The sequence below is a fragment of the Rhodococcus sp. Z13_19A genome (genome assembly GCF_058133575.1).
Genome location: NZ_JBYUNN010000001.1, coordinates 296,929 through 322,498, shown reverse-complemented (window position 1 = coordinate 322,498; position 25,570 = coordinate 296,929). Strand labels below are relative to the sequence as shown.

Below are 25,570 nucleotides of genomic sequence, written 5' to 3'. Positions count from 1 at the left end.
TAAACTCCAACGTTGCGCTGGTCTCCTGCTGTCCGCACCCCAAAATCAGCTACACCCGGGGTCGAGAGCAGGCCGCCCGCAACAGAGTCTGGACGAGGGATCTGCCCATGGTAGAGCCGTCGTTCAGTGTCGACAAAGCAGCGGCCGTCCGAGCAGCGACGGCCCGCATGAGGTGCTGGAAGGATGCATCTTGGCAGTCTCCCGCCAGACCAAGACCACTCCCGAGAAGACCGGTCCTGCTGACCAGTCAAAGCTTGTAGGCATCCCTGGTGCCCCCAAGAGGGTTTCGTTCGCAAAGATCAAAGAGCCCTTGGAGGTGCCAGACCTACTCGACCTGCAGACCGACTCCTTTGAGTGGCTGATCGGTTCGCCGGTGTGGCGCGAGCGGGCGCTCTCCCGGGGCGACAACGCCGAGTCCGGTGGCCTCGAGGACATCCTCACGGAGCTGTCCCCGATCGAGGACTTCTCCGGCTCGATGTCGCTGTCCTTCTCCGACCCGCGCTTCGACGAGGTCAAGGCCTCCGTCGAGGAGTGCAAGGACAAGGACATGACGTACGCGGCGCCCCTGTTCGTCACCGCGGAGTTCATCAACAACAACACCGGCGAGATCAAGAGCCAGACGGTGTTCATGGGTGACTTCCCGATGATGACCGACAAGGGCACGTTCGTCATCAACGGCACCGAGCGTGTCGTCGTCTCCCAGCTGGTGCGCTCCCCGGGCGTCTACTTCGACCACGCGGTCGACAAGGCCACCGACAAGGACGTGCACAGCGTCAAGGTGATCCCCGGCCGCGGTGCGTGGCTGGAGTTCGACGTCGACAAGCGCGACACCGTGGGTGTGCGCATCGACCGCAAGCGCCGCCAGCCGGTCACCGTGCTGCTGAAGGCGCTGGGCTGGACCACCGAGCAGATCACCGAGCGCTTCGGCTTCAGCGAGATCCTGATGGCGACGCTGGAGAAGGACAACACCGCGGGCACCGACGAGGCCCTGCTGGACATCTACCGCAAGCTGCGTCCGGGCGAGCCCCCCACGCGGGAGAGCGCGCAGACCCTGCTGGAGAACCTGTTCTTCAAGGACAAGCGCTACGACCTGGCCAAGGTCGGCCGCTACAAGATCAACAAGAAGCTCGGCCTCAACGCGGGCCAGCCGGTCACCAGCAGCACGCTGACCGAGGAAGACGTCGTCGCCACCATCGAGTACCTGGTGCGTCTGCACGCGGGCGAGACCACGATGACCGCCCCCGGCGGCGTCGAGGTCCCGGTCGAGGTGGATGACATCGACCACTTCGGCAACCGGCGCCTGCGCACCGTCGGCGAGCTCATCCAGAACCAGATCCGCGTGGGTCTGTCCCGGATGGAGCGCGTGGTGCGCGAGCGGATGACGACCCAGGACGTCGAGGCGATCACGCCCCAGACCCTGATCAACATCCGTCCCGTCGTGGCGGCCATCAAGGAGTTCTTCGGAACCTCCCAGCTGAGCCAGTTCATGGACCAGACCAACCCCCTGTCCGGACTGACGCACAAGCGTCGCCTGTCCGCGCTGGGCCCGGGTGGTCTGTCTCGTGAGCGCGCCGGCTTCGAGGTCCGCGACGTGCACCCCAGCCACTACGGCCGCATGTGCCCGATCGAGACCCCTGAGGGCCCGAACATCGGCCTGATCGGCTCGCTGTCGTCCTACGCGCGGGTGAACCCCTTCGGGTTCATCGAGACGCCGTACCGCAAGGTCGTCGACGGACACGTCACCGACCAGCTGGACTACCTCACCGCTGACGAGGAGGACCGCTTCGTCGTGGCGCAGGCCAACTCGACGCTCGACGCCGAGGGCAACCTCGCCGACGAGCGCGTGCTGGTCCGCCGCAAGGGTGGCGAGGTCGACTACATCGACCCGCACGGCGTCGACTACATCGACGTCTCCCCGCGCCAGATGGTGTCGGTCGCCACGGCGATGATCCCGTTCCTGGAGCACGACGACGCCAACCGCGCGCTGATGGGCGCCAACATGCAGCGCCAGGCGGTCCCGCTGGTGCGCAGCGAGGCACCGCTGGTCGGCACCGGCATGGAGCTGCGGGCCGCGGTGGACGCCGGTGACGTCATCGTCACCAGCAAGTCCGGCGTCATCGAGGAGGTCTCGGCCGACTACGTCACCGTGATGGCCGACGACGGCACCCGCCAGACCTACCGCATGCGCAAGTTCGCCCGCTCCAACCAGGGCACCTGCACCAACCAGCGCCCCATCGTGGACGAGGGTCAGCGGGTGGAGTCCGGCCAGGTCCTGGCCGACGGTCCCTGCACCGAGAACGGCGAGATGGCCCTGGGCAAGAACCTGCTCGTGGCGATCATGCCGTGGGAGGGTCACAACTACGAGGACGCGATCATCCTCAGCCAGCGGCTGATCCAGGACGACACCCTCACCTCGATCCACATCGAGGAGCACGAGATCGACGCCCGCGACACCAAGCTTGGTGCCGAGGAGATCACCCGGGACATCCCGAACGTCTCCGAGGAGGTGCTGGCCGACCTCGACGACCGCGGCATCATCCGCATCGGCGCCGAGGTCCAGCCTGGTGACGTGCTGGTCGGCAAGGTCACGCCCAAGGGCGAGACCGAGCTCACCCCGGAGGAGCGGCTGCTGCGCGCGATCTTCGGCGAGAAGGCCCGCGAGGTGCGCGACACCAGCCTCAAGGTGCCCCACGGCGAGACCGGCAAGGTCATCGGCATCCGGGTGTTCTCCCGCGACGACGACGACGACCTGCCCCCCGGCGTGAACGAGCTGGTCCGCGTCTACGTGGCCCAGAAGCGCAAGATCCAGGACGGCGACAAGCTCGCCGGCCGGCACGGCAACAAGGGCGTCATCGGCAAGATCCTGCCCGCCGAGGACATGCCCTTCCTGCCCGACGGCACGCCGATCGACATCATCCTGAACACCCACGGTGTTCCGCGACGGATGAACCTGGGCCAGATCCTGGAGGTCCACCTCGGGTGGATCGCCAAGACCGGCTGGCAGATCAACGGCGACCCGGACTGGGCCAGCAAGCTGCCCGAGGAGCTCTACTCCGCGGAGCCGGGCACCCGCACGGCCACCCCGGTGTTCGACGGTGCCCGGGAGAACGAGATCACCGGGCTGCTCGGGTCCACGCTGCCCAACCGGGACGGCGAGATGATGGTCAAGGGCGACGGCAAGGCCACCCTGTTCGACGGTCGCTCCGGTGAGCCGTACCCGTACCCGGTGGCAGTCGGCTACATGTACATCATCAAGCTGCACCACCTGGTGGACGACAAGATCCACGCCCGCTCCACCGGCCCGTACTCGATGATCACGCAGCAGCCGCTGGGTGGTAAGGCGCAGTTCGGTGGCCAGCGCTTCGGTGAGATGGAGTGCTGGGCGATGCAGGCCTACGGCGCGGCGTACACGCTGCAGGAGCTGCTCACGATCAAGTCGGACGACGTCCTTGGTCGTGTGAAGGTCTACGAGGCCATCGTCAAGGGCGAGAACATCCCCGAGCCGGGCATCCCGGAGTCGTTCAAGGTGCTCCTCAAGGAGCTGCAGTCGCTGTGCCTCAACGTCGAGGTGCTCTCCAGTGACGGCGCGGCGATCGAGATGGGCGGGGGTGACGACGAGGACCTGGAGCGTGCTGCTGCCAACCTCGGCATCAACCTCTCCCGCAACGAGTCGGTGACCGTCGAAGACGTCGTGAACTGAGGCGGCGAACCGCCTCAGCAGGTTTGGCTCACCCGGTGAGCCGACCACTTTCCTCCGGTGCAGCCCCACGCGGGCTGCACCGGAGGAGGGACAAGTCCACACCCCTAGGCCGCTCGCACCATGAGCGCCACTACCCCCAAGGGAGAAGGAAGCGACGTGCTCGACGTCAACTTCTTCGATGAGCTACGCATCGGACTGGCCACGGCAGACGACATCCGCCACTGGTCCTTCGGCGAGGTCAAGAAGCCCGAGACCATCAACTACCGCACGCTCAAGCCTGAGAAGGACGGCTTGTTCTGCGAGAAGATCTTCGGTCCCACCCGGGACTGGGAGTGCTACTGCGGCAAGTACAAGCGTGTCCGCTTCAAGGGCATCATCTGTGAGCGCTGCGGCGTCGAGGTGACGCGTGCCAAGGTGCGCCGCGAGCGGATGGGCCACATCGAGCTCGCCGCCCCGGTCACCCACATCTGGTACTTCAAGGGCGTTCCGTCCCGGTTGGGCTACCTGCTCGACCTGGCCCCCAAGGACCTCGAGAAGATCATCTACTTCGCCGCCTACGTCATCGTCGGCGTCGACACCGAGCTGCGCCACAACGAGCTCTCCACCCTCGAGGCCGAGATGGTCAGCGAGCGCAAGACCGTGGAGAACCAGCGTGACGCCGACCTGGAGGCCCGGGCCCAGAAGCTCGAGGCCGACCTGGCCGAGCTCGAGGCCGAGGGCGCCAAGAGCGACGTCCGCCGCAAGGTCAAGGACAGCGGCGAGCGCGAGATGCGCCAGATCCGCGACCGCGCCGGTCGTGAGCTGGACCGTCTCGACGAGATCTGGACCACCTTCACCAAGCTGTCGGTCAAGCAGCTCGTCATCGACGAGATGCTGCACCGCGAGCTGGTCGACCGCTACGGCGAGTACTTCACCTCGGCCATGGGTGCGGAGTCCATCCAGAAGCTGATGGAGGTCTTCGACATCGACGCGGAGGCCGAGCTGCTGCGCGAGACCATCCGCAGCGGCAAGGGCCAGAAGAAGCTGCGCGCGCTCAAGCGACTCAAGGTCGTCGCGGCGTTCCAGCAGACCCGCAACAACCCGCAGGGCATGGTCCTGGACTGTGTCCCGGTGATCCCGCCGGACCTGCGTCCCATGGTCCAGCTCGACGGTGGCCGGTTCGCGACCTCCGACCTGAACGACCTGTACCGCCGCGTGATCAACCGCAACAACCGCCTCAAGCGACTGATCGACCTCGGCGCGCCCGAGATCATCGTCAACAACGAGAAGCGGATGCTGCAGGAGTCCGTCGACGCCCTGTTCGACAACGGTCGTCGCGGTCGTCCGGTCACTGGTCCGGGCAACCGGCCCCTGAAGTCCCTGAGCGACCTGCTCAAGGGCAAGCAGGGTCGGTTCCGCCAGAACCTGCTGGGCAAGCGCGTGGACTACTCCGGCCGTTCGGTGATCGTCGTCGGTCCGCAGCTGAAGCTGCACCAGTGCGGTCTGCCCAAGCTGATGGCGCTGGAGCTCTTCAAGCCCTTCGTGATGAAGCGGCTGGTGGACCTCAACCACGCGCAGAACATCAAGTCGGCCAAGCGGATGGTCGAGCGTCGTCGCGCCCAGGTGTGGGACGTGCTCGAGGAGGTCATCTCCGAGCACCCCGTGCTGCTCAACCGCGCGCCGACCCTGCACCGTCTGGGCATCCAGGCCTTCGAGCCCCAGCTGGTCGAGGGCAAGGCCATCCAGCTGCACCCGCTGGTGTGCGAGGCGTTCAACGCCGACTTCGACGGTGACCAGATGGCGGTGCACCTGCCGCTGAGTGCCGAGGCCCAGGCCGAGGCGCGCATCCTGATGCTGTCGTCGAACAACATCCTCTCGCCGGCATCGGGTCGCCCGCTGGCCATGCCGCGTCTGGACATGGTCACCGGCCTCTACCACCTCACCCGGATCGTCGACGGTGCTCCGGGTGAGCGCCTCGCCGGCGCCGACGTGGCCGAGGGCGGCGTGTTCTCCACGCCGGCCGAGGCGATCATGGCGATGGACCGTGGCGTGCTGTCGGTGCAGGCGATGACCCGCATCCGGGTCAGCGACCTGCGCCCGTCCAAGGCCGACGAGCCGCGGATGCTGGAGGAGGGCTGGAAGCCGGGTGAGCCGTGGGTGGCGGAGACGTCGCTCGGTCGGGTGATCTTCAACCAGCTCCTGCCGGCGGACTACCCGTTCGTCAACGAGGCGATGCCGAAGAAGCGTCAGGCGGCGATCGTCAACGACCTCGCCGAGCGCTACCCGATGGTGGTCGTGGCCCAGACGCTGGACAAGCTGAAGGACTGCGGCTTCTACTGGGCCACCCGCTCGGGTGTCACCGTGGCCATCTCCGACGTCCTGGTGCCGCCGAACAAGCAGCAGATCCTGGACGGCTACGAGCTGCAGGCCGACGAGATCGAGAAGAAGTTCGCCCGGGGCAAGATCGCCGCTCCCGAGCGGCAGAGCGACCTCGAGAAGATCTGGACCGCAGCCAAGGAGGAGGTGGCCGCCGCGATGGAGGCCAACTTCCCCGACGACAACCCGATCCCGATGATCGTGAAGTCGGGTGCGGCCGGAAACATGAACCAGGTCGTGCAGCTCGCCGGCATGCGAGGGATGGTGGCCAACACCAAGGGCGAGAACATCGTCCGTCCCATCAAGGCGAACTTCCGCGAGGGTCTGTCCGTGCTGGAGTACTTCATCTCCACCCACGGCGCCCGCAAGGGTCTGGCCGACACCGCGCTGCGCACCGCCGACTCCGGGTACCTCACCCGCCGTCTGGTGGACGTGTCGCAGGACGTCATCGTCCGCGAGGTCGACTGCGCCACCGAGCGCGGCATCATGATGACCATCGCGGAGCGCCAGCCCGACGGCACCCTGGTGCGCGACGCCCACGTGGAGACCAGCACCTACGCACGGACGCTGGCCTCCGACGCGGTGGACGTCGACGGCAACGTCGTCGTGCCCGCGGGCTCGGACCTGGGCGACCCCGCACTGGAGACGCTGCTCAACGGCGGTGTCACCGAGGTGCGGGTGCGCAGCGTGCTCACCTGCGAGTCGGCCACCGGCGTGTGCGCGACCTGCTACGGCCGCTCCATGGCCACCGGCAAGCTGGTGGACGTGGGCGAGGCCGTCGGCATCGTCGCGGCACAGTCCATCGGTGAGCCCGGCACGCAGCTGACCATGCGCACCTTCCACACCGGTGGCGTCGGCGGTGACGACATCACCGGTGGTCTGCCGCGTGTGCAGGAGCTGTTCGAGGCGCGGGTGCCCAAGGGCAAGACCCCGATCGCCGACGTCAGCGGGCGCATCCGGCTGGAGGACAACGACCGCTTCTACAAGATCACCATCGTTCCCGACGACGGGGGCGAGGAGGTCGTGTACGAGAAGCTGTCCAAGCGTTCGCGCCTGAAGACCATCGCGGTCGACGGCACCGAGCGCGTGCTCCAGGACGGTGACCACGTGGAGGTGGGCGACCAGCTCCTCGAGGGCGCGTCCGACCCGCACGAGGTGCTGCGCGTGATGGGCCCCCGCGAGGTGCAGATGCACCTGGTGGACGAGGTCCAGAAGGTCTACCGCAGCCAGGGTGTGTCGATCCACGACAAGCACATCGAGGTGATCGTGCGGCAGATGCTGCGTCGCGTGACCATCATCGACTCCGGTGCCACCGAGTTCCTGCCCGGTTCACTCACCGAGCGCAGCGAGTTCGAGGCGTCCAACCGGCGCGTCGTGGCCGAGGGCAACGAGCCGGCCGCCGGCCGTCCGGTGCTCATGGGCATCACCAAGGCGTCGCTGGCCACCGAGTCGTGGCTGTCGGCGGCCTCCTTCCAGGAGACCACCCGCGTGCTCACCGATGCCGCCATCAACGGCAAGCGGGACAAGCTGGTGGGCCTGAAGGAGAACGTGATCATCGGAAAGCTGATCCCGGCGGGTACCGGCATCAACCGGTACCGCAACATCCAGGTGCAGCCGACCGAGGAGGCCCGCGCGGCCGCCTACGCCATGCCGTCCTTCGACGACGGGTACTACTCGCCCGACGCCTTCGGAACCGGCACGGGCGCTGCGGTCCCGCTGGACGACTACGGGTTCGGCGGCAGCGACTACCGCTGACCTCCGAGCTGGTGCCACCCCGTGGGCCCCAGGCACTCTGCCTGGGGCCCACGGTGGCGCCGACAGGGAGCGCGGAGCGGGGTCATTTTGACCTCACCGCAACTGAAAAGGTATCGTTGGCGGTCGTGCCCGGCCTCGGTCGGGATTGCAGTGTGCCCGTCCATTCCGGGAGACCGTGAGCACGAGGTCTCCGCGCAGGATGTTGCTGTTGGGGAGTCCGACACGCCCGACCGCGGGGACAAGGCTGCACGAGCACCAACGACGTCACGTACAGAGAAGCCACGATCGCACCGATCGCATCAATACGAGAAAGCCGGTCTATGCCCACCATCCAGCAGCTGGTCCGCAAGGGTCGCCAGGACAAGGTCGCCAAGCTCAAGACGGCGGCGTTGAAGGGGAGTCCCCAGCGTCGTGGCGTGTGCACTCGCGTGTACACCACCACCCCGAAGAAGCCGAACTCCGCTCTGCGCAAGGTGGCTCGTGTCCGGCTGACCAGCCAGGTCGAGGTCACCGCGTACATCCCCGGTGAGGGCCACAACCTGCAGGAGCACTCCATGGTGCTCGTGCGAGGCGGTCGCGTGAAGGACCTCCCTGGTGTGCGTTACAAGATCATTCGCGGCTCCCTTGACACCCAGGGCGTCAAGGGTCGCAAGCAGGGCCGCAGCAAGTACGGCGCGAAGAAGGAGAAGAGCTAATGCCTCGCAAGGGCCCCGCACCGAAGCGCCCGCTGGTCAACGACCCGGTCTACGGATCCCCGGTCGTCACCCAGCTGGTCAACAAGATCCTGCTCGACGGCAAGAAGTCGATCGCGGAGTCGATCGTCTACGGTGCGCTGGAGGGCTGCCGCGAGAAGACCGGCACCGACCCCGTGCTGACCCTGAAGAAGGCGCTGGAGAACGTGAAGCCGGCCCTCGAGGTGAAGAGCCGCCGCGTCGGTGGCGCCACCTACCAGGTCCCGATCGAGGTCAAGCCCGGCCGTGCGAACACCCTCGCGCTGCGCTGGCTCGTCACCTTCTCTCGCGCCCGTCGCGAGAAGACCATGGTGGAGCGCCTCGCCAACGAGCTGCTCGACGCCAGCAACGGCCTCGGTGCGGCGGTCAAGCGTCGCGAGGACACCCACAAGATGGCCGAGTCGAACAAGGCCTTCGCGCACTACCGCTGGTGAGCCGGTCCGGGGCCCAGGCCCCGGGCAGCTCCACCACCTTCTCGACCAGAACGTGCTGCACAAGAAGATCGACCACCACCAGGGTCTGTGTGTGATCACCTCACCGCTGACCCACCGATGAACGTAAGCGGGGACCACACTCGTGGCACAGGAAGTGCTGACCGACCTCAACAAGGTCCGCAACATCGGCATCATGGCGCACATCGATGCCGGTAAGACCACCACTACCGAGCGCATCCTCTTCTACACCGGTGTGAACTACAAGATCGGTGAGACCCACGACGGTGCCTCGACGACTGACTGGATGGAGCAGGAGCAGGAGCGCGGCATCACGATCACCTCTGCCGCGGTGACCTGCTTCTGGAACAACAACCAGATCAACATCATCGACACCCCGGGTCACGTCGACTTCACCGTGGAGGTGGAGCGCTCCCTGCGCGTGCTGGACGGCGCGGTGGCGGTCTTCGACGGCAAGGAGGGCGTCGAGCCCCAGTCGGAGCAGGTCTGGCGCCAGGCCGACAAGTACGACGTCCCGCGCATCTGCTTCGTCAACAAGATGGACAAGCTCGGCGCGGACTTCTACTACACGGTCGACACCATCAAGGACCGCCTGGGCGCCAAGCCGCTGGTCATCCAGCTGCCGATCGGTGCCGAGGACCAGTTCGAGGGCATCGTCGACCTGGTCGAGATGAACGCCAAGGTCTGGACCGGCGAGACGAAGCTGGGCGAGAAGTACGAGGTCAAGGAGATCCCGGCGGACCTCGCCGAGCGCGCCGAGCAGTACCGCCAGGAGCTGCTCGAGACCGTCGCGGAGTCCGACGAGGCCCTGCTGGAGAAGTTCTTCGGTGGCGAGGACCTCACGGTCGAGGAGGTCAAGGGGGCGATTCGCAAGCTCACCGTGGCCAGCGAGCTGTACCCGGTGCTGTGTGGCTCGGCGTTCAAGAACAAGGGCGTGCAGCCCATGCTCGACGCCGTGGTCGACTACCTGCCGTCCCCGCTGGACGTCGAGTCGGTGCAGGGCCACGCGCCCGGCAACGAGGAGGAGCTCCTCGTCCGCAAGCCGGCCGCTGACGAGCCGTTCGCGGCTCTGGCGTTCAAGATCGCGGTGCACCCCTTCTTCGGCAAGCTGACCTACGTCCGGGTGTACTCCGGGCGGGTCGACTCCGGTGCCCAGGTGGTCAACTCCACCAAGGGCAAGAAGGAGCGTCTGGGCAAGATCTTCCAGATGCACTCCAACAAGGAGAACCCGGTCCCCAACGCGAGCGTCGGTCACATCTACGCCGTGATCGGTCTGAAGGACACCACGACCGGTGACACGCTGTGCGACCCGCAGCACCAGGTCATCCTCGAGTCGATGACGTTCCCGGACCCGGTCATCGAGGTGGCGATCGAGCCGAAGACGAAGTCCGACCAGGAGAAGCTGGGCATCGCGATCCAGAAGCTCGCCGAGGAGGACCCGACCTTCAAGGTGCACCTGGACCAGGACTCCGGCCAGACCGTGATCGGCGGCATGGGCGAGCTCCACCTGGACATCCTGGTGGACCGCATGCGTCGCGAGTTCAAGGTCGAGGCCAACGTCGGCAAGCCGCAGGTGGCGTACCGCGAGACCATCCGCAAGACGGTCGAGAAGTACGACTACACGCACAAGAAGCAGACCGGTGGCTCCGGCCAGTTCGCCAAGGTGATCATCAAGCTCGAGCCGTTCACCTCGGAGGACGGCGCGCTCTACGAGTTCGAGAACAAGGTCACCGGTGGCCGCGTCCCCCGCGAGTACATCCCGTCGGTCGACGCCGGTGCGCAGGACGCCATGCAGTACGGCATCCTGGCCGGCTACCCGCTGGTCAACATCAAGCTGACCCTGCTCGACGGTGCCTACCACGAGGTCGACTCCTCCGAGATGGCCTTCAAGGTCGCCGGTTCCATGGCGCTCAAGGAGGCTGCTCGTCAGGCCGGCCCGGTCATCCTCGAGCCGCTGATGGCGGTCGAGGTGATCACGCCCGAGGACTACATGGGCGACGTGATCGGCGACCTCAACTCCCGCCGTGGCCAGATCCAGGCCATGGAGGAACGAAGTGGTGCGCGCATCGTCAAGGCGCTCGTGCCGCTGTCGGAGATGTTCGGCTACGTCGGTGACCTCCGGTCCCGCACGCAGGGCCGGGCAAACTACTCGATGGTGTTCGACTCCTACGCCGAGGTCCCGGCCAACGTGGCCAAGGAGATCATCGCCAAGGCGACGGGGGAGTAACCCATCGGGGACGATAGTCTGCAAGCAGTGATTGCTACTGCGCGCAGGCGCTAGCACGAGCACGACGAACACCAGCACTACACGATTCAGACAACCAGACCTGCTGTGCCACAAGGCGCAGCGCGCAAGTCCAGGAGGACATTCAGTGGCGAAGGCGAAGTTCGAGCGGACGAAGCCGCACGTGAACATCGGCACCATCGGTCACGTCGACCACGGCAAGACCACGCTGACGGCTGCCATCACCAAGGTGTTGCACGACAAGTTCCCCGACCTGAACGAGGCCTCGGCCTTCGATCAGATCGACAAGGCGCCGGAAGAGCGTCAGCGCGGCATCACGATCAACATCTCCCACGTGGAGTACCAGACCGAGAAGCGTCACTACGCGCACGTCGACGCCCCCGGTCACGCTGACTACATCAAGAACATGATCACCGGTGCGGCCCAGATGGACGGCGCGATCCTGGTGGTTGCGGCGACCGACGGCCCCATGCCCCAGACGCGTGAGCACGTGCTGCTCGCCCGTCAGGTCGGCGTCCCCTACATCCTGGTGGCGCTGAACAAGTCGGACATGGTCGACGACGAGGAGATCCTCGAGCTCGTCGAGATGGAGGTCCGTGAGCTGCTCAGCGACCAGGAGTTCGACGGCGACAACGCCCCGATCGTCCGCGTCTCTGCGCTCAAGGCCCTCGAGGGCGACCCGGAGTGGTCCGAGAAGATCGTCGAGCTCATGGACGCCGTGGACGAGAGCGTGCCGGACCCCGTCCGCGACACCGAGCGTCCGTTCCTGATGCCCGTCGAGGACGTCTTCACCATCACCGGCCGCGGCACCGTGGTCACCGGCCGCATCGAGCGTGGCGAGCTGAAGGTGAACGAGGAGGTCGAGCTGGTGGGCATCCGCGAGAAGTCCACCAAGACCACCGTTACCGGCATCGAGATGTTCCGCAAGCTGCTCGACAGCGGCCAGGCGGGCGACAACGTCGGCCTGCTGGTCCGCGGCATCAAGCGCGAGGACGTCGAGCGCGGCATGGTCGTGGTCAAGCCCGGCACCACCACTCCGCACACGGAGTTCGAGGGCAACGTCTACATCCTGTCGAAGGACGAGGGCGGGCGGCACACGCCGTTCTTCAACAACTACCGCCCCCAGTTCTACTTCCGGACCACGGACGTCACGGGCGTCGTCACGCTGCCCGAGGGCACCGAGATGGTCATGCCCGGCGACAACACCGAGATGAGCGTCAAGCTCATCCAGCCGATCGCCATGGACGAGGGTCTGCGGTTCGCCATCCGTGAGGGTGGTCGTACCGTCGGCGCCGGCCGAGTCACCAAGATTACCAAGTAACACCAAGCGGCTGGTCTCCAGCTGCAGCGCCGAGGGGCGCCTCCGTCATCGACGGGGGCGCCCCTTTGCGTGTTTCGGTCACAGGTCTGCAACTGTGTGGCTGATCGTGGCTTTGCGGGTGCGACGCCCGCCGAACGCCTCTACTCTCGGGACGGCGATGCAGTCGTGATCTGACCAGACCGTGCGGGACCTGTTGTTCGGCGCCAGCGGCATTCGCTCCACGGACCAGGGTGTAACGGGGCGACCGACCCAGTCGATAGACATCCGTCCGTCCATGCACGACAAATAGGCCCTCCGACGTTCAGTGGCGCAAGTGCCCACAAGAGGTCGGATGACCTACTTTGCAGATAGTACTCAAGGCGTCGCTCCTTGTACAGGGGGGGAGGGCCGCGTGATGACCCATGACGTCAGGCTAGGGGGCACTGAATGGGTGGGGAGCTTCCCGCGCATGACACGACCATCGAGACGATCGGCCCGTCCGTCCTGCCGCTGTCATCGGCGCAGCGAGGCATCTGGCTCATGCAGCAGATGGATCCCGCCACTCCGGTGGTCATCGCCCAGTACGTCGAGATCTATGGGCAGCTAGATCCGCAGCTGCTGCTGGCGGCCCACGCCCGTGCCGCCCTGGAGCAGCAGTCGATGGTGGTTCGGGTGAGCCTGGTCGACGGGGTGCCGCACCAGCACGTGCAGCCCATCGACGGGGACGTTTTTCCCTGCGTGGTGCTGGACCTGCGCGCCGAGGACGACCCCGTGGCGGCGGCGCACCGCTGGATGCGCGCCGACCAGGAGCAGCCGGTGCAGCTGGTGGGGGCGCCGCTGGTGCAGGTGGCGGTGCTGCGCGTGGGCGAGCGACACCACCTCTGGTACACCCGGGTGCACCACCTCGCCTTCGACGGGTTCGCCTCGATGCGGATGCTGACCCGCATCGCGGAGGTCTACACCGAGCTGGCCGCACGGGTGCAGGGCAGGCAGGAGCCCCCGACCGACCTGTCCACGCTGCTGGGGATCGACCAGGCCTACCAGGGCTCCGCGCGGCAGCAGCGCGACCGCGAGTACTGGCGCTCACAGACCGAGGGCCTGGGCGACCCGCTCACCCTGTCCCGCCGCCGCGCACCGGCCAGCGCCCGCCGGCGCAACGTCATCGGTCCGGTGCCGGCCCCGACCACCGAGGGCCTGCGCCGACACGCGCGGAACCTGGGCGTGTCGGTGTCGCCGGTGCTGGTGGCCGCGGTCGCGCTCTACCTGGGCCGGATGAGCGGCCGCGACGACGTGGTGCTCAGCCTGCCGGTGTCTGGCCGCACCACTGCGGTGCTGCGGCGGGGTGGCGGCATGGTGTCGAACATCGTCCCGGTGCGGGTGCGCCTGGACGAGGAGCAGACGCTCGAGGAGCTGTTCAGCTCGGTGCAGCAGAGCCTGGGTGGAGCGCTGCGCCACCAGCGGCACCGGGCGGAGGACATCCTCCGGGACGCCGGGGTGCAGGGCAGCGAGCGCGGGTACTTCGGACCGATGGTCAACCTGATGCTGTTCCAGCGGGAGCTGGTGCTGGGCACGGCACAGGGCCGGCTGCACATCCTCTCCACCGGGCCGGTGGAGGACCTCAACGTCAACGTCTACCCCGCGGCGGACAAGACCAGCCTCAACCTGGACCTGGAGGCCAACCCGGACCGGTACACGGAGGCGGAGCTGCAGCGCCACCGCGACCGGTTCCTGGGCCTGCTGGCCGACCTGGTGGGCGGCGACAGCGGGCGCACCCTGCGGTCGGTGGGGCTGCTCCGCGCCGGCGAGCGACGCACCCTGGCGGCCCGCAACGACACCACCAGCGGGGTGGGCGCTGACGACCTGCTGGCCCCGGTGCGCGCCCAGGTGGCCCGTGCCCCCGAGCGCACCGCGCTGCTGCTGGCCGACGGCGCCACCATGTCCTACGGCGAGCTCGACCGACGGTCCACCCAGCTGGCCCGCCACCTGATCGGGCTCGGGGTGGGCCCGGAGGCGCGAGTAGGTGTGGCGATGCGTCGGTCCGCCGAGCTCGTGGTGGCCATCCACGCGGTCCTCAAGGCCGGCGGTGCCTACGTGCCCCTGGACCCGGACCACCCGGCGGAGCGCACCGCGCACGTGCTGCGCTCGGCCGGGCCGGTCTGCGTGCTCACCCGGGCCGCTGACGCGGCAGCGCTGCCACCGGGCACCACCGCGGTGGAGGTGGACCGGCTGGCCCTGGACGACCTGCCGACGCGGGCGATCGAGGACGCCGACCGGAGCGCACCGCTGCGCAGGGAGAACACCGCCTACGTCATCTACACCTCCGGATCCACCGGGCTGCCCAAGGGGGTGGCCGTCTCGCACCGGGCCATCACCAACCAGCTGTGCTGGTTCGCCCAGGAGCACCGCCTCGGCCCGGAGGACGTGGTGCTGCTCAAGACGCCGGCAGGTTTCGACGTCTCGCTGTGGGAGCTGTTCGTCCCGCTCTACACCGGAGGACGGCTGGTGGTGGCCGCGCCGGACGGGCACCGCGACCCCGAGTACCTGGCGCGCACCATCGAGCGGCACGGGGTGACGGCCACGTCCTTCGTGCCGACCATGCTGGCTGCCTTCCTGGACCACGCCGGTGCAGCGGACACCACGTCGCTCACCCGGGTGTTTGCCGCCGGCGAGGCTCTCTCGCCCGCGCTCGCCCGACGGTTCACCCAGCGCAGCGGTGCCCGGTTGCACAACCTCTACGGGCCGACCGAGGCAGCGGTGCACGCCACGCACACCGTGGTCGATCCCGCGCGCAGCTGGGCCGACGGTGAGGCGGTGCCGATCGGCAGGCCCGTCGCCAACACCCGCTGCCACGTCCTGGACACCAGCCTGCGTCCGGTGCCGGACGAGGTGGCCGGGGAGCTCTACCTGGCCGGTGACCAGCTGGCGCACGGCTACCTGGGCCGGCCCGACCTGTCCGCCGAGCGCTTCGTGGCCGACCCGTTCGGCCCTGCCGGCAGCCGGATGTACCGCACCGGCGACCTGGTCCGCTGGAGCGCCGAGGGCGAGCTCGTGTACCTGGGCCGCACCGACGACCAGGTGAAGCTGCGGGGCTACCGCATCGAGCTCGGCGAGGTGGAGTCGGTGCTCGCCGCTGACCCGGGCGTGGGGCAGGCCGTGGTCGCCGTCCGCGAGACCCCGCTGGGTCCGCGGCTGGTGGGCTACGTCGTGGGCCGCGGCAGCGTGCAGCCCGACGTGGGGCACCTGCTGTCGGCGGCCCGCGCCGTGCTGCCGGAGTACATGGTCCCGGAAGAGCTGGTGGTGCTCGACGAGCTCCCGGTCAACCCCAACGGCAAGGTGGACCGCCGCGCGCTGCCCGATCCCTCCGCCCCCCGCAGCGACGCGGGCTACCGCCCCCCGGTCGGACCGGTGCAGACCACGCTGGCCGAGCTGTTCGCCACGGTGCTCGGTGTGCCGCGGGTGGGCGTGGACGACAGCTTCTTCAGCCTCGGTGGCGACAGCATCGTGGCCATGCAGCTCTCCGCCCGGGCCCGCGAGGCCGGGCTGGCGGTGAGCGCCCGTGAGGTCTTCTCGCTGCGCACGGTGGCTCGCCTCGCCGAGGTCGCCCAGCTCGTGGAGCCCGCGGCCACCGAGCTCGCGGAGCTGCCGGGCGGCGCCGCCGGCGAGGTCGCGCTGACGCCGCTGGCGCTGCGCACCCTGGGAGCTGGACCGGTGGAGGCGCTGCGCAGCTACAGCCAGGCCGTCACCGTGACCCTGCCCGACCACGTCGACGAGCCGCTGCTGCGCACCGTGCTGGCGGAGGTGCTCCGCCAGCACGACGCGCTGCGGGCCCGGCTGGTGCTGGGGGCGACCCCGCACCTGGTGGTGCCCGAGCCGACCGGTCCGGTCACGCCTGTGCTGCTGCGGACGGCGCCGACGGACGCCGACTTCACCGGGTCGGCGTGGGCGGACCGGCACGCCCACGAGCTCGCCGCCGCCGCCGACCGGCTCGACCCGGTGGCCGGGGCGATGGTGGCGGCGGTGTGGTTCCCGGGGGTGGACGGCCTGGGGGGCCGGCTGCTGCTGGTGGCCCACCACCTGGTCGTCGACGGGGTGTCCTGGCGGGTGCTCGTGGCCGACCTCGCGGCCGCCGCAGCTGCGGTGGCTGCGGGACAGCCGCCCACCGTGCCCACGGAGCGGACCTCTCTCCGCCGCTGGGGCGCCGCGCTGGTGGAGCAGGCGGGCTCTGACCGGGTCCGCGACGCGGTGGACGGCTGGGTCCACACGCTGCAGCCGGGCGGCCCGGGACTGGGCTCCCGGGCGCTGGATCCCGTGCTGGACACCGTCGCCACGGCCGGGCGCAGCACGGTCCAGCTGTCCGCGCAGACCACCGCGACCCTGCTCGCCGTGCTGCCCCAGGCCTACGGGGCCGGGGTGGAGGTGGCGCTGCTGAGCGCGCTCGGGCAGGCCGTCGCGCAGCTGCAGCGCGGGCGCGGAGCGGACGTCGCTCCGGTGGCGGTCACCCTGGAGGGCCACGGCCGCGAGGAGTGGCTTGCCCCAGGCGCCGACCTGAGCCGCACCGTCGGCTGGTTCACCTCCACCTACCCCCTGCGGCTGGACCTCACCGGGGTGGACCTGGACGAGGCACTCGCCGGGGGACCCGCGGCCGGCGGCGCGGTGAAGGCGGTGAAGGAGCAGCTGCTCGCGGTGCCCGACCACGGCATCGGCTTCGGCCTGTCCGCCCAGCACGACCCGGTGGCCGCCGGACGCCTGGCGGGGCTGCCCACCCCGGAGGTGATCGTCAACTACCTGGGGCGGACGGACTGGGCCGAGCGCGGAGACGGCGGCTGGCAGCCCGACCCCGAGCTCGATGGCATGAGCGCCGTGCGCGGCGACGCCATGCCGCTCGCCGCGGTGCTGGAGGTCAACGCCCTCACCCGCAGCACCCCCGAGGGGGCGCGCATCGTGGCCACCCTCGACCACGCTCGCGGCGTGCTGCCGGACGAGGACGCCCGCATGGTGGCCCGGCTCTGGGAGCAGGCGCTGGACGCACTCGCCGAGCACCTGCGCACCGATGGCGCCGGCGGGCTCACCCCGTCGGACACCCCGCTGGTGGACGTGACCCAGGCGGAGCTGGAGGAGTGGGAGCAGCGACTGCCCGGGCTGCAGGACGTCTGGCCGCTCGCCCCGCTACAGCGTGGGCTGCACTTCCACGCCGCGCTGGCCGGCACCGACTCCGACGGCTACACCGCGCAGATCCTGCTGCGCCTGCGCGGCGACGTCGACCCGGCTAGGTTGCACGCTGCCGGACAGTCCCTCCTCGACCGGCACGCCGCGCTGCGGGGCGGGTTCGTCAGCCGCTCCGACGGCACCGTGGTGCAGCTGGTGGCCGGCACCGTCACGCTGCCGTGGTCAGAGCACGACGTCACGGGGGTGGCAGACCCGGCGGCAGAGCTCGACCGGCTGCTCGCCACCGAGCGGCGGCGCCCCTTCGACGTCACCACCCCGCCGCTGCTGCGGATGACTGCGGTGCGCGCCGGTGCCACCGACTGGACGCTGGCGCTGACCGCCCACCACCTGGTCATCGACGGGTGGTCCATCCCGCTGGTGCTCGAGGAGCTGCTGGCCGGCTACACCGGCACCGCGGCCACCGAGCCGGCGCCCTCCTACCGCGACCACCTGGCCCGGCTGGCCGAGCAGGACCGCGCCCCTTCGCTGCAGCAGTGGGTGCAGGTGCTCACCGGCGTCGGCGACCCCACCCTGCTCGCTCCCTCAGCTGATCCGCGCGCCGGTGCCGAGGCGCCGGTGGACCACGACGTGATGCTGCCCGCTGCGCTCCGCGCGCGGCTCGGTGAGCTCGCCGGCTCTGCCGGCGTCACCCTGAACACGGTGGTCCAGACGGCCTGGGCGCTGCTGCTGTCCCGGCTCACCGGACGCCAGGACGTGGTGTTCGGCTCCACCGTGGCCGGCCGACCGCCTGAGCTGCCCGGCGTGGAGAAGATGGTGGGGCTGTTCATCAACACGCTGCCCGTCCGCGCCCAGCTGCAGCCCGCGGAGACCGTCGAGGCGCTGCTGCGCCGGCTGCAGGAGGAGGGTGCCGCCCTGCTCGACCACCAGGCGGTCGGGCTGGCGGAGATCCAGCAGGCGGCCGGCACCCCGGCGCTGTTCGACACCCTCACCGTGCTGGAGTCCTACCCGGTGGACCGGGACGGGCTGACCGCCCGCACCGCCGGCAGCGGCCTGGCTGTCGAGGACGTGCAGGTGCACGACGCCACCCACTACCCGGTGGCCCTGGTGACGCTGCTGGACCCCGAGCTGCACTTCCGGTTGAAGGTGGCGCCGTCGGTGTTCGACGACGCCAAGGTGGACCAGCTGGTCGCTCGCTTCCTGCAGGTGCTGACCACGATGACGGAGCACCCGCAGCGCCGGGTGGGCGAGGTGGAGGTGCTCACCGACGCCGAGCTGGCCCACCTGGTGGACGTGCGCGGAGCGGAGCCGCTGCCGCCCAGGACCCTGGCGGAGATCTTCGCCGCGGCCGCCGCCCGCGACCCTGGTGCCGTGGCTGTGGTGGACGGCGACCGGTCGGTGGACTACCGCGAGCTGGACGAGCGCTCCACCCACCTGGCCCGCGCGCTGGTGGCCCGCGGCGTCGGGCCGGAGGTCTTCGTCGCGCTCGGCCTGCCGCGGTCGCTGGAGCTGGTGGTGGCGATCTGGGCGGTGGCCAAGGCCGGCGGTGCCTACGTGCCGGTGGACCCGGGCTACCCGGCCGGGCGCATCGAGCACATGCTCGGCGACAGCGGAGCGGTGCTCGGGCTGACCCTGGCCGAGCACCGCAGCCGGCTGCCCGAGCTGGTCACCTGGTGGGAGGTGGACGAGCTCAGCCGTGCCGGCGCCGAGCAGCCGTCGGCACCAGCCGCGCCGCCCGGCCCGGTGCGGCCGGGCAACGCCGCCTACGTCATCTACACCTCCGGCACCACCGGCAGGCCCAAGGGCGTGGTGGTCACCCACGAGGGACTGGCCAGCCTCTGCCAGAGCGAGCGGGAGGCCTTCGACCTCACCCCCGCCGCGCGAGCGCTGCACGTGGCCTCGCCGTCCTTCGACGCCTCGGTGCTGGAGCTGCTGCTCGCCCTCGGGGCGGGCGCCACCCTGGTGATCGCCCCTCCCGACGTCTACGCCGGCGCCGAGCTGGCTGACTTCATCCGCACCTCCGGGGTGACCCACGGCTTCCTCACCCCGGCCGTGCTCCGCTCCATGGACCCGGCGGCCGTGGGCGAGAGCCTGGCCCACGTGGTGGTCGGCGGAGAGACGGTGCCCGCCGAGCTGGTGGCGTCATGGGCGCCCGGGCTTCACCTGCACAACGCCTACGGCCCCACCGAGACGACCGTGCTGGCCACCGCCTCCGCGCCGATGCGGGCAGGCGCGCCGGTGACCATCGGAGCACCGCTGCGCGGGGTGCACCTGCTGGTGCTCGACCAGCGCCTGCGGCCCGTGCCGGTGGGGGTGGAGGGCCACCTCTACGTCGCTGGTCCCGGAGTCACCCGCGGCTACCACGCCGCGCCGGGGCTGACCGCCCGTCGGTACGTGGCCAACCCGTACGGACCTGCCGGCAGCCGGATGTACGACACCGGCGACCTGGTGCGCTGGACGCCGGGCACGGGTGGGCTGGAGCTCAGCCACGTCGGCCGCAGCGACTCCCAGGTGAAGATCCGCGGCCAGCGCATCGAGCCGGGCGAGGTCGACGGCGTCCTGAGCACCCACCCCGCCGTGCGCTTCGCGGTCACGGTCGGGCACCGGCTCGGCTCGGGCAGCACGGCACTGGTGTCCTACGTCCTGCCCGTCAACGGCGACGGCGTGGACTCTGCGGCGCTCTCCGCGCACGTGGCCGCGCTGCTGCCCAGCGCGATGGTGCCCGCGGCCTTCGTGGAGATCGACCAGGTGCCGGTGACGCCGGTGGGCAAGCTCGACCGGAGCGCGCTGCCGGCGCCCGACCTGGCCGGTGCCAACGGCGAGCACGTGCCGCCCCGCACCGCCCAGGAGCAGCTGGTGGCGTCGGTGTTCGCCGAGGTCGTCGGGCTCGAGCAGGTGGGCGCCACGGACTCCTTCTTCGACCTCGGGGGTGACTCGCTCACCGCCACCAAGGTGGTGGCCCGGCTGGGCTCCGCGTGCGGGGTGCACGTGGGGGTGCGCGCGTTGTTCGAGCACCCCACCGTGGCGGCGCTGGCCCAGTTCCTGCCCGCGGCGACGGCCGAGGGCGCCAGCACGCCCGGGGTGGGCGCGGCGCTGGCGGCAGCTCCCCGCCCGGCCCACGTCCCGCTGGCCCCGGCCCAGCAGCGGCTCTGGGTGGTCAACCAGTACGACCCCGACTCCGCGGTCTACAACGTGCCGATGGGGCTGCGCCTGCGCGGCACGCTGGACACCGAGGCACTCGCACGGGCGTGGGCAGACGTGCTCGAGCGCCACGAGTCGCTGCGCACGGTGTACCCCGACGGTGAGCTGGCGCCCGAGCAGCAGGTGCTGTCCACCGCGGCGGCCAGCGCAGACGTCGACCTCGCTCCGGCGCCCGTCGAGGCCACGGACCTGACGGCGCGGGTGGCGGAGCTCACCCGGCGCGGCTTCGACGTCACCACCGACGCCCCGGTGCGCGCCCGGCTGTTCACCACCAACCCAGCCGAGCACCTGCTCGTGGTGGTGGTGCACCACATCGCCGCGGACGGGGCGTCCCTGGGCCCGCTGGCCCGCGACCTCGGCGCTGCCTACGACGCGCGGGTGCAGGGCCGCGCGCCCACGTGGTCGCCGCTGCCCGTGCAGTACGCCGACTACGCCCTGTGGCAGCGCGGCCTGCTCGGGGAGCCCGCCGAACCGACTGCCACCGCCACCGCGCAGCTGGCCTTCTGGCGGGAGCGCCTGGCCGGCCTGCCCGGCCTGCTCGAGCTGCCCACCGACCGCCCACGGCCGGCGGTGCCGGACCCCCGGGGTGCCACCGTCCGGCTGGGTGTCGACCGCGAGCTGGCCGCCAGCCTGGTCGCCCGGGCGCACGAGCAGGGCGCCACGGTGTTCATGGTGGTGCACGCGGCGCTGTCCGTGCTGCTGTCCCGGCTCTCGGGCAGCGGTGACGTCGCCGTCGGCACCCCGGTCGCCGGCCGCGGGGACCCCGCGCTCGAGGACCTGGTGGGCATGCTCGTGAACACCCTGGTGCTGCGCACCGACCTGCGGGCACCGACCACGTTCACCGAGCTGCTCGCCCAGGTCCGCGCGGGTGACCTGGACGCCTTCGAGCACGCCGAGGTGCCCTTCGACTGGGTGGTCGACGAGGTGGGCGCCACTCGTTCCCCGGCGTGGAACCCGCTGTTCCAGGTGCTGCTGTCGCACCAGCACTTCACCACCACCGAGGTGGAGCTGGCGGGGCTGCGCACCGAGACCGTGGACCTCTCCGGCCACGACGCCAAGCTCGACCTCGCGATCGAGGTCGCTGATCGGATCGATGACGACGCCGCACTGGCGGGTCTGGACCTGGCGATCACCTACGCCACCGCGTTGTTCGACGAGGAGACCATGCGCACCTTCGGCCACCGCCTTGTCCACCTGCTGGAGCAGGTCAGCGAGAACCCGGAGGTACCGCTGGCCGAGCTCACCGTGGACACCCCGGCAGCGGACACCCCGGCAGCCGTCCCGGCTCCGGCGGTGCAGCCGGAGGTCCCCGCTGCGGTTCCTCCCGCGCCGCGGGACGAGCCCGGCGACCTCGCTGCCCTGCTGTCCGTCGCCGCCGAGCGCCACCCGGGCGGACCGGCCTGCGTGCTGGGCGAGCGGGCGGTGGACCTGGGCACCCTGCACGAGCGCTACCGCCAGCTGGTGGAGATGATGGCGGGCGCGGCGATGGGCAGCGAGGCGCTGCTCACCCTGACCCTCAACGCGCTGATCACCGAGCTGGCGCCGACCCAGCTGGGCACTCTGCTGCCGCGCATGCCCCAGCTTCTCGCGGAGGTCCGGGCCGCGGCCGAGTCGGCCGCCGGCGAGGGGCCCGTGGTGGTGGCCGGGGCACCGGGTGCGAGCAGCCGGGACCGCGGCGAGCCGGACGGGGCCGGGTCCACCCTGGCGGGGCTCTTCGAGCAGCAGGTGCGCGCGCGCCCGGACTCACCCGCGCTGACCTGCGACGGTGCCACCCTCACCTTCGCCGAGCTGGACGTCCGCGCCAACCGGCTGGCCCGCATGCTGGTCCGGCTCGGTGTGGGTCCGGACGTGCTGGTCGGCGTGGTCACGCCCCGCTCCGTCGAGGTGGTCGTGGCCATGCTGGCGGTGGTCAAGGCCGGTGGCGGCTACGTCCCCATCGACCACAGCCAGCCTGACGTCCGCAACGCCCACGTGGTGGAGACGGCGGCGCCGCTGTGCCTGCTCACCCCGGGCACCGCGGTGGGCTTCGCCGCGGGACGCCCGGTGATCGACCTGACCGGGCTTGACCTGCACGAGCTGTCTGGTGAGCCGCTGACCGACGCCGAGCGCCGGGCGCCGCACCCCGACAGCCTGGCCTACGTCACCTTCACCTCCGGCTCCACCGGGCGGCCCAAGGGTGCGGCGATCAGCCACCGGGCCATTGCCAGCCGACTGCGCTGGATGGACTGCGCCTACCGGCTCGCCGAGCACGTGGTGGTGCACAAGGCGCCGTTCGCCTTCGACATGTCGGTGCTGGAGATCTGGGGGCCGCTCACCGGTGGCGGTCGGCTGGTGCTCGCCCGGCCGGACGGGCACCTCGATCCGGCCTACCTGCACTCGCTGCTCGACACCGAGCGAGTCACCCTGGCCATCTTCGTGCCCGCGCTGCTGGCCGCGTTCGTCGAGCACGCCGAGGACGGAGCGGGCGTGCCGCCGTCGCTGCGGACGGTCATCTGCGGTGGTGAGGCACTGCCGACCGGGCTCGTCGCCCGGGTGGCCGGGCTGTCAGCGGCGCAGGTGCACAACGAGTACGGCCCCACCGAGGCCGCGGTCGGGGTGACCCACCACCAGACCCGGAACGGGGCGGACCACGACTCGGCCGTGCCGATCGGGGTGCCGGTCAGCCACACCGAGGTCCACGTCCTGGACGAGCGGCTGCGGCCGGTCCCGCAGGGCAGCACCGGCGAGCTGTACCTGGCCGGTGTCCAGCTGGCCCGGGGCTATGCCGGCCGGGCGGACCTGACCGCCGACCGCTTCGTGGCCAACCCCTTCGCCGGGGACGGGCAGCGGATGTACCGCACCGGCGACCTGGTCCGCGCCAACCGGCAGGGCGAGCTGGTCTTCGTGGGCCGCAGCGACTTCCAGGTGAAGCTCCGGGGTGTGCGGATCGAGCTGGGGGACGTCGAGGCCGCGCTGGCCGCGCACCCCGCGGTGGGAGCCGCGGTGGCGGCGGTGTGGGACGGGCCGGCAGGGGAGCGGCTGGTCGGCTACGTCACCCGCGCCAGCAGCCAGCAACCGGACGTCGCCGAGGTGGCCGGCTTCCTCCGGGAGCGGCTGCCGGAGTACATGGTCCCGCACACGCTCGTCGTGCTCGACGCCCTGCCGCTGAACGCCACCGGCAAGGTGGACCGCCGCGCCCTGCCGGAGCCGGCCCTGGAGGCCGACGATCGTCCGCAGGTCGCGCCGCGGACCCCCGCCGAGCGCGCCGTGGCCGAGGTGCTCGCCCGCCTGCTGGGTACGGAGCAGGTCGGGGTCACCGACAACCTCTTCGACCTGGGCGGCAACTCCCTGCTCGCCACCCGGCTGGTCAGCCGGGTGAACGCCGCCCTGGGGTGCTCGATCCGGGTGCGCGACGTCTTCGAGCGGCCCACGGTGGAGGCGATCGCTCGCCTGGCCGAGGACTCCGGAGCGAGCGACCGGCCACCCCTCGTGGCCCAGCCACGCAGCGAGCGACCGCCGCTGTCGCTGGCCCAGCAGCGCATCTGGTTCCTCAACCGGTTCGACCCGGAGTCGTCCCTCTACAACATGCCGGTCGTGGTGCGGCTGGTGGGCGAGCTGGTTCCGGAGGCGCTGGGCCAGGCGCTGGCCGACGTCGTGGCCAGGCACGAGTCCCTGCGCACGGTGTTTCCGGAGGACGACGCTGGTCCCTACCAGCGGGTGGTGCCAGCCCAGGAGGTGGCGCTGCAGCTGGACACCGCCGAGGTGGTCGACCCGGCGGACGTGGCCGAGCGCGTGGCCGAGCTGGCCGGAGCTGCCTTCGACGTGCGCACCGACGTGCCGCTGCGGGCCCGGCTGCTGCGCCTCGCCAGTGCTGGACCGGCCACTGCTGGACCGGCCACTGCTGGACCGGCCACTGCTGGACCGGCCACTGCTGGACCGGCCACTGCTGGACCGGTCGAGCACCTGCTGGTGCTGGTGGTGCACCACATCGCCGCGGACGGGTTCAGCCTCGCCCCGCTGGCCCGCGACCTCGGCGCCGCCTATGCCGCGCGCAGCCAGGGCACTGATCCACAGTGGACCCCGCTGGCCGTGCAGCACGCCGACTTCGCGCAGTGGCAGCGGACGGTGCTGGGCACCGACGGCGACCCGGGCTCGCTGCTCAACCAGCAGCTGACCTACTGGCGCAGCGCCCTGGGCGAGCTGCCCGAGGTGCTGGACCTGCCGCTGGACCGACCCCGTCCGGCGGTGCGGTCCATGCGCGGAGACCACCGCACGGCGCGGCTGGACGCGGACCTGCATGCAGCCGTCGAGCGGCTCGCGCACGAGCAGGGGGCCAGCCCGTTCATGGTGGTGCACGCTGCGCTGTCGGTGCTGCTGGCCAAGCTCTGCGGCACCACCGACGTACCGGTGGGCACCGCGGTCGCCGGCCGGGGCGAGGCGGCGCTGGACGACCTCGTGGGGATGTTCGTCAACACGGTGGTGCTGCGCGCCCAGGTCGACCAGCAGGAGAGCTTCCGCAGCCTGCTGCACCGGGTCCGGGACACCGACCTGCAGGCGTTCGAGCACACCGACGTGCCCTTCGAGCGGCTCGTGGACGAGCTGCAGCCGGCCCGCTCCACCGCCCACTCCCCACTGTTCCAGGTGATGCTGGGGTACCAGAACAACGCCGCTGCCCGGCTCGAGCTGCCC

Annotated in this window: 7 protein-coding genes (1 of these 7 cut by a window edge); all 7 read left to right on the top strand. The window is 70.5% G+C overall.

The genetic code is table 11. The features are described from left to right. Positions 1–172 precede the first annotated feature (172 nt). The gene (rpoB, locus tag AC3YNX_RS01400) at positions 173–3,700 is read left to right on the top strand and encodes a DNA-directed RNA polymerase subunit beta (RefSeq protein WP_127783997.1); all 3,528 of its coding nucleotides are present in this window, start codon (positions 173–175) and stop codon (positions 3,698–3,700) included. 156 nt (positions 3,701–3,856) lie between these two features. Beyond that, a complete protein-coding gene (locus AC3YNX_RS01395; RefSeq protein ID WP_489994963.1) occupies positions 3,857–7,810 on the top strand; it encodes a DNA-directed RNA polymerase subunit beta' in 3,954 nt (1,317 codons plus the stop codon). Positions 7,811–8,130: 320 nt separating this feature from the next. Then, positions 8,131–8,505 (top strand): 30S ribosomal protein S12, encoded by a 375-nt coding sequence (rpsL, locus tag AC3YNX_RS01390; protein ID WP_127783996.1) that lies wholly within the window; start codon positions 8,131–8,133, stop codon positions 8,503–8,505. After that, on the top strand, positions 8,505–8,975 hold the full coding sequence (rpsG, locus tag AC3YNX_RS01385) for a 30S ribosomal protein S7 (protein WP_127783995.1): 471 nt from the start codon (positions 8,505–8,507) through the stop codon (positions 8,973–8,975). Before rpsL ends, rpsG begins: the two co-directional genes overlap by 1 nt. A gap of 142 nt (positions 8,976–9,117) precedes the next feature. After that, on the top strand, positions 9,118–11,220 hold the full coding sequence (gene fusA, locus AC3YNX_RS01380) for an elongation factor G (RefSeq protein WP_127783994.1): 2,103 nt from the start codon (positions 9,118–9,120) through the stop codon (positions 11,218–11,220). Between the two features lie 145 nt (positions 11,221–11,365). Further along, positions 11,366–12,559: an elongation factor Tu gene (gene tuf / locus AC3YNX_RS01375; protein ID WP_127783993.1), complete on the top strand. Its 1,194-nt coding sequence runs from the start codon at positions 11,366–11,368 to the stop codon at positions 12,557–12,559. Between the two features lie 426 nt (positions 12,560–12,985). Beyond that, positions 12,986–25,570: the 5' portion of a non-ribosomal peptide synthase/polyketide synthase gene (locus AC3YNX_RS01370; protein ID WP_489994383.1), read on the top strand. 21,534 nt of this gene lie beyond the right edge of the window; only the first 12,585 of its 34,119 coding nucleotides appear in the window; it begins with the start codon at positions 12,986–12,988; its stop codon lies off the right edge, out of view.

Bases quoted from the DNA above. Each gene is read 5' to 3' on its own strand.
- rpsG (WP_127783995.1), top strand. From the start codon at position 8,505: ATGCCTCGCAAGGGCCCCGCACCGAAGCGCCCGCTGGTCAACGACCCG.
- rpsL (WP_127783996.1), top strand. From the start codon at position 8,131: ATGCCCACCATCCAGCAGCTGGTCCGCAAGGGTCGCCAGGACAAGGTC.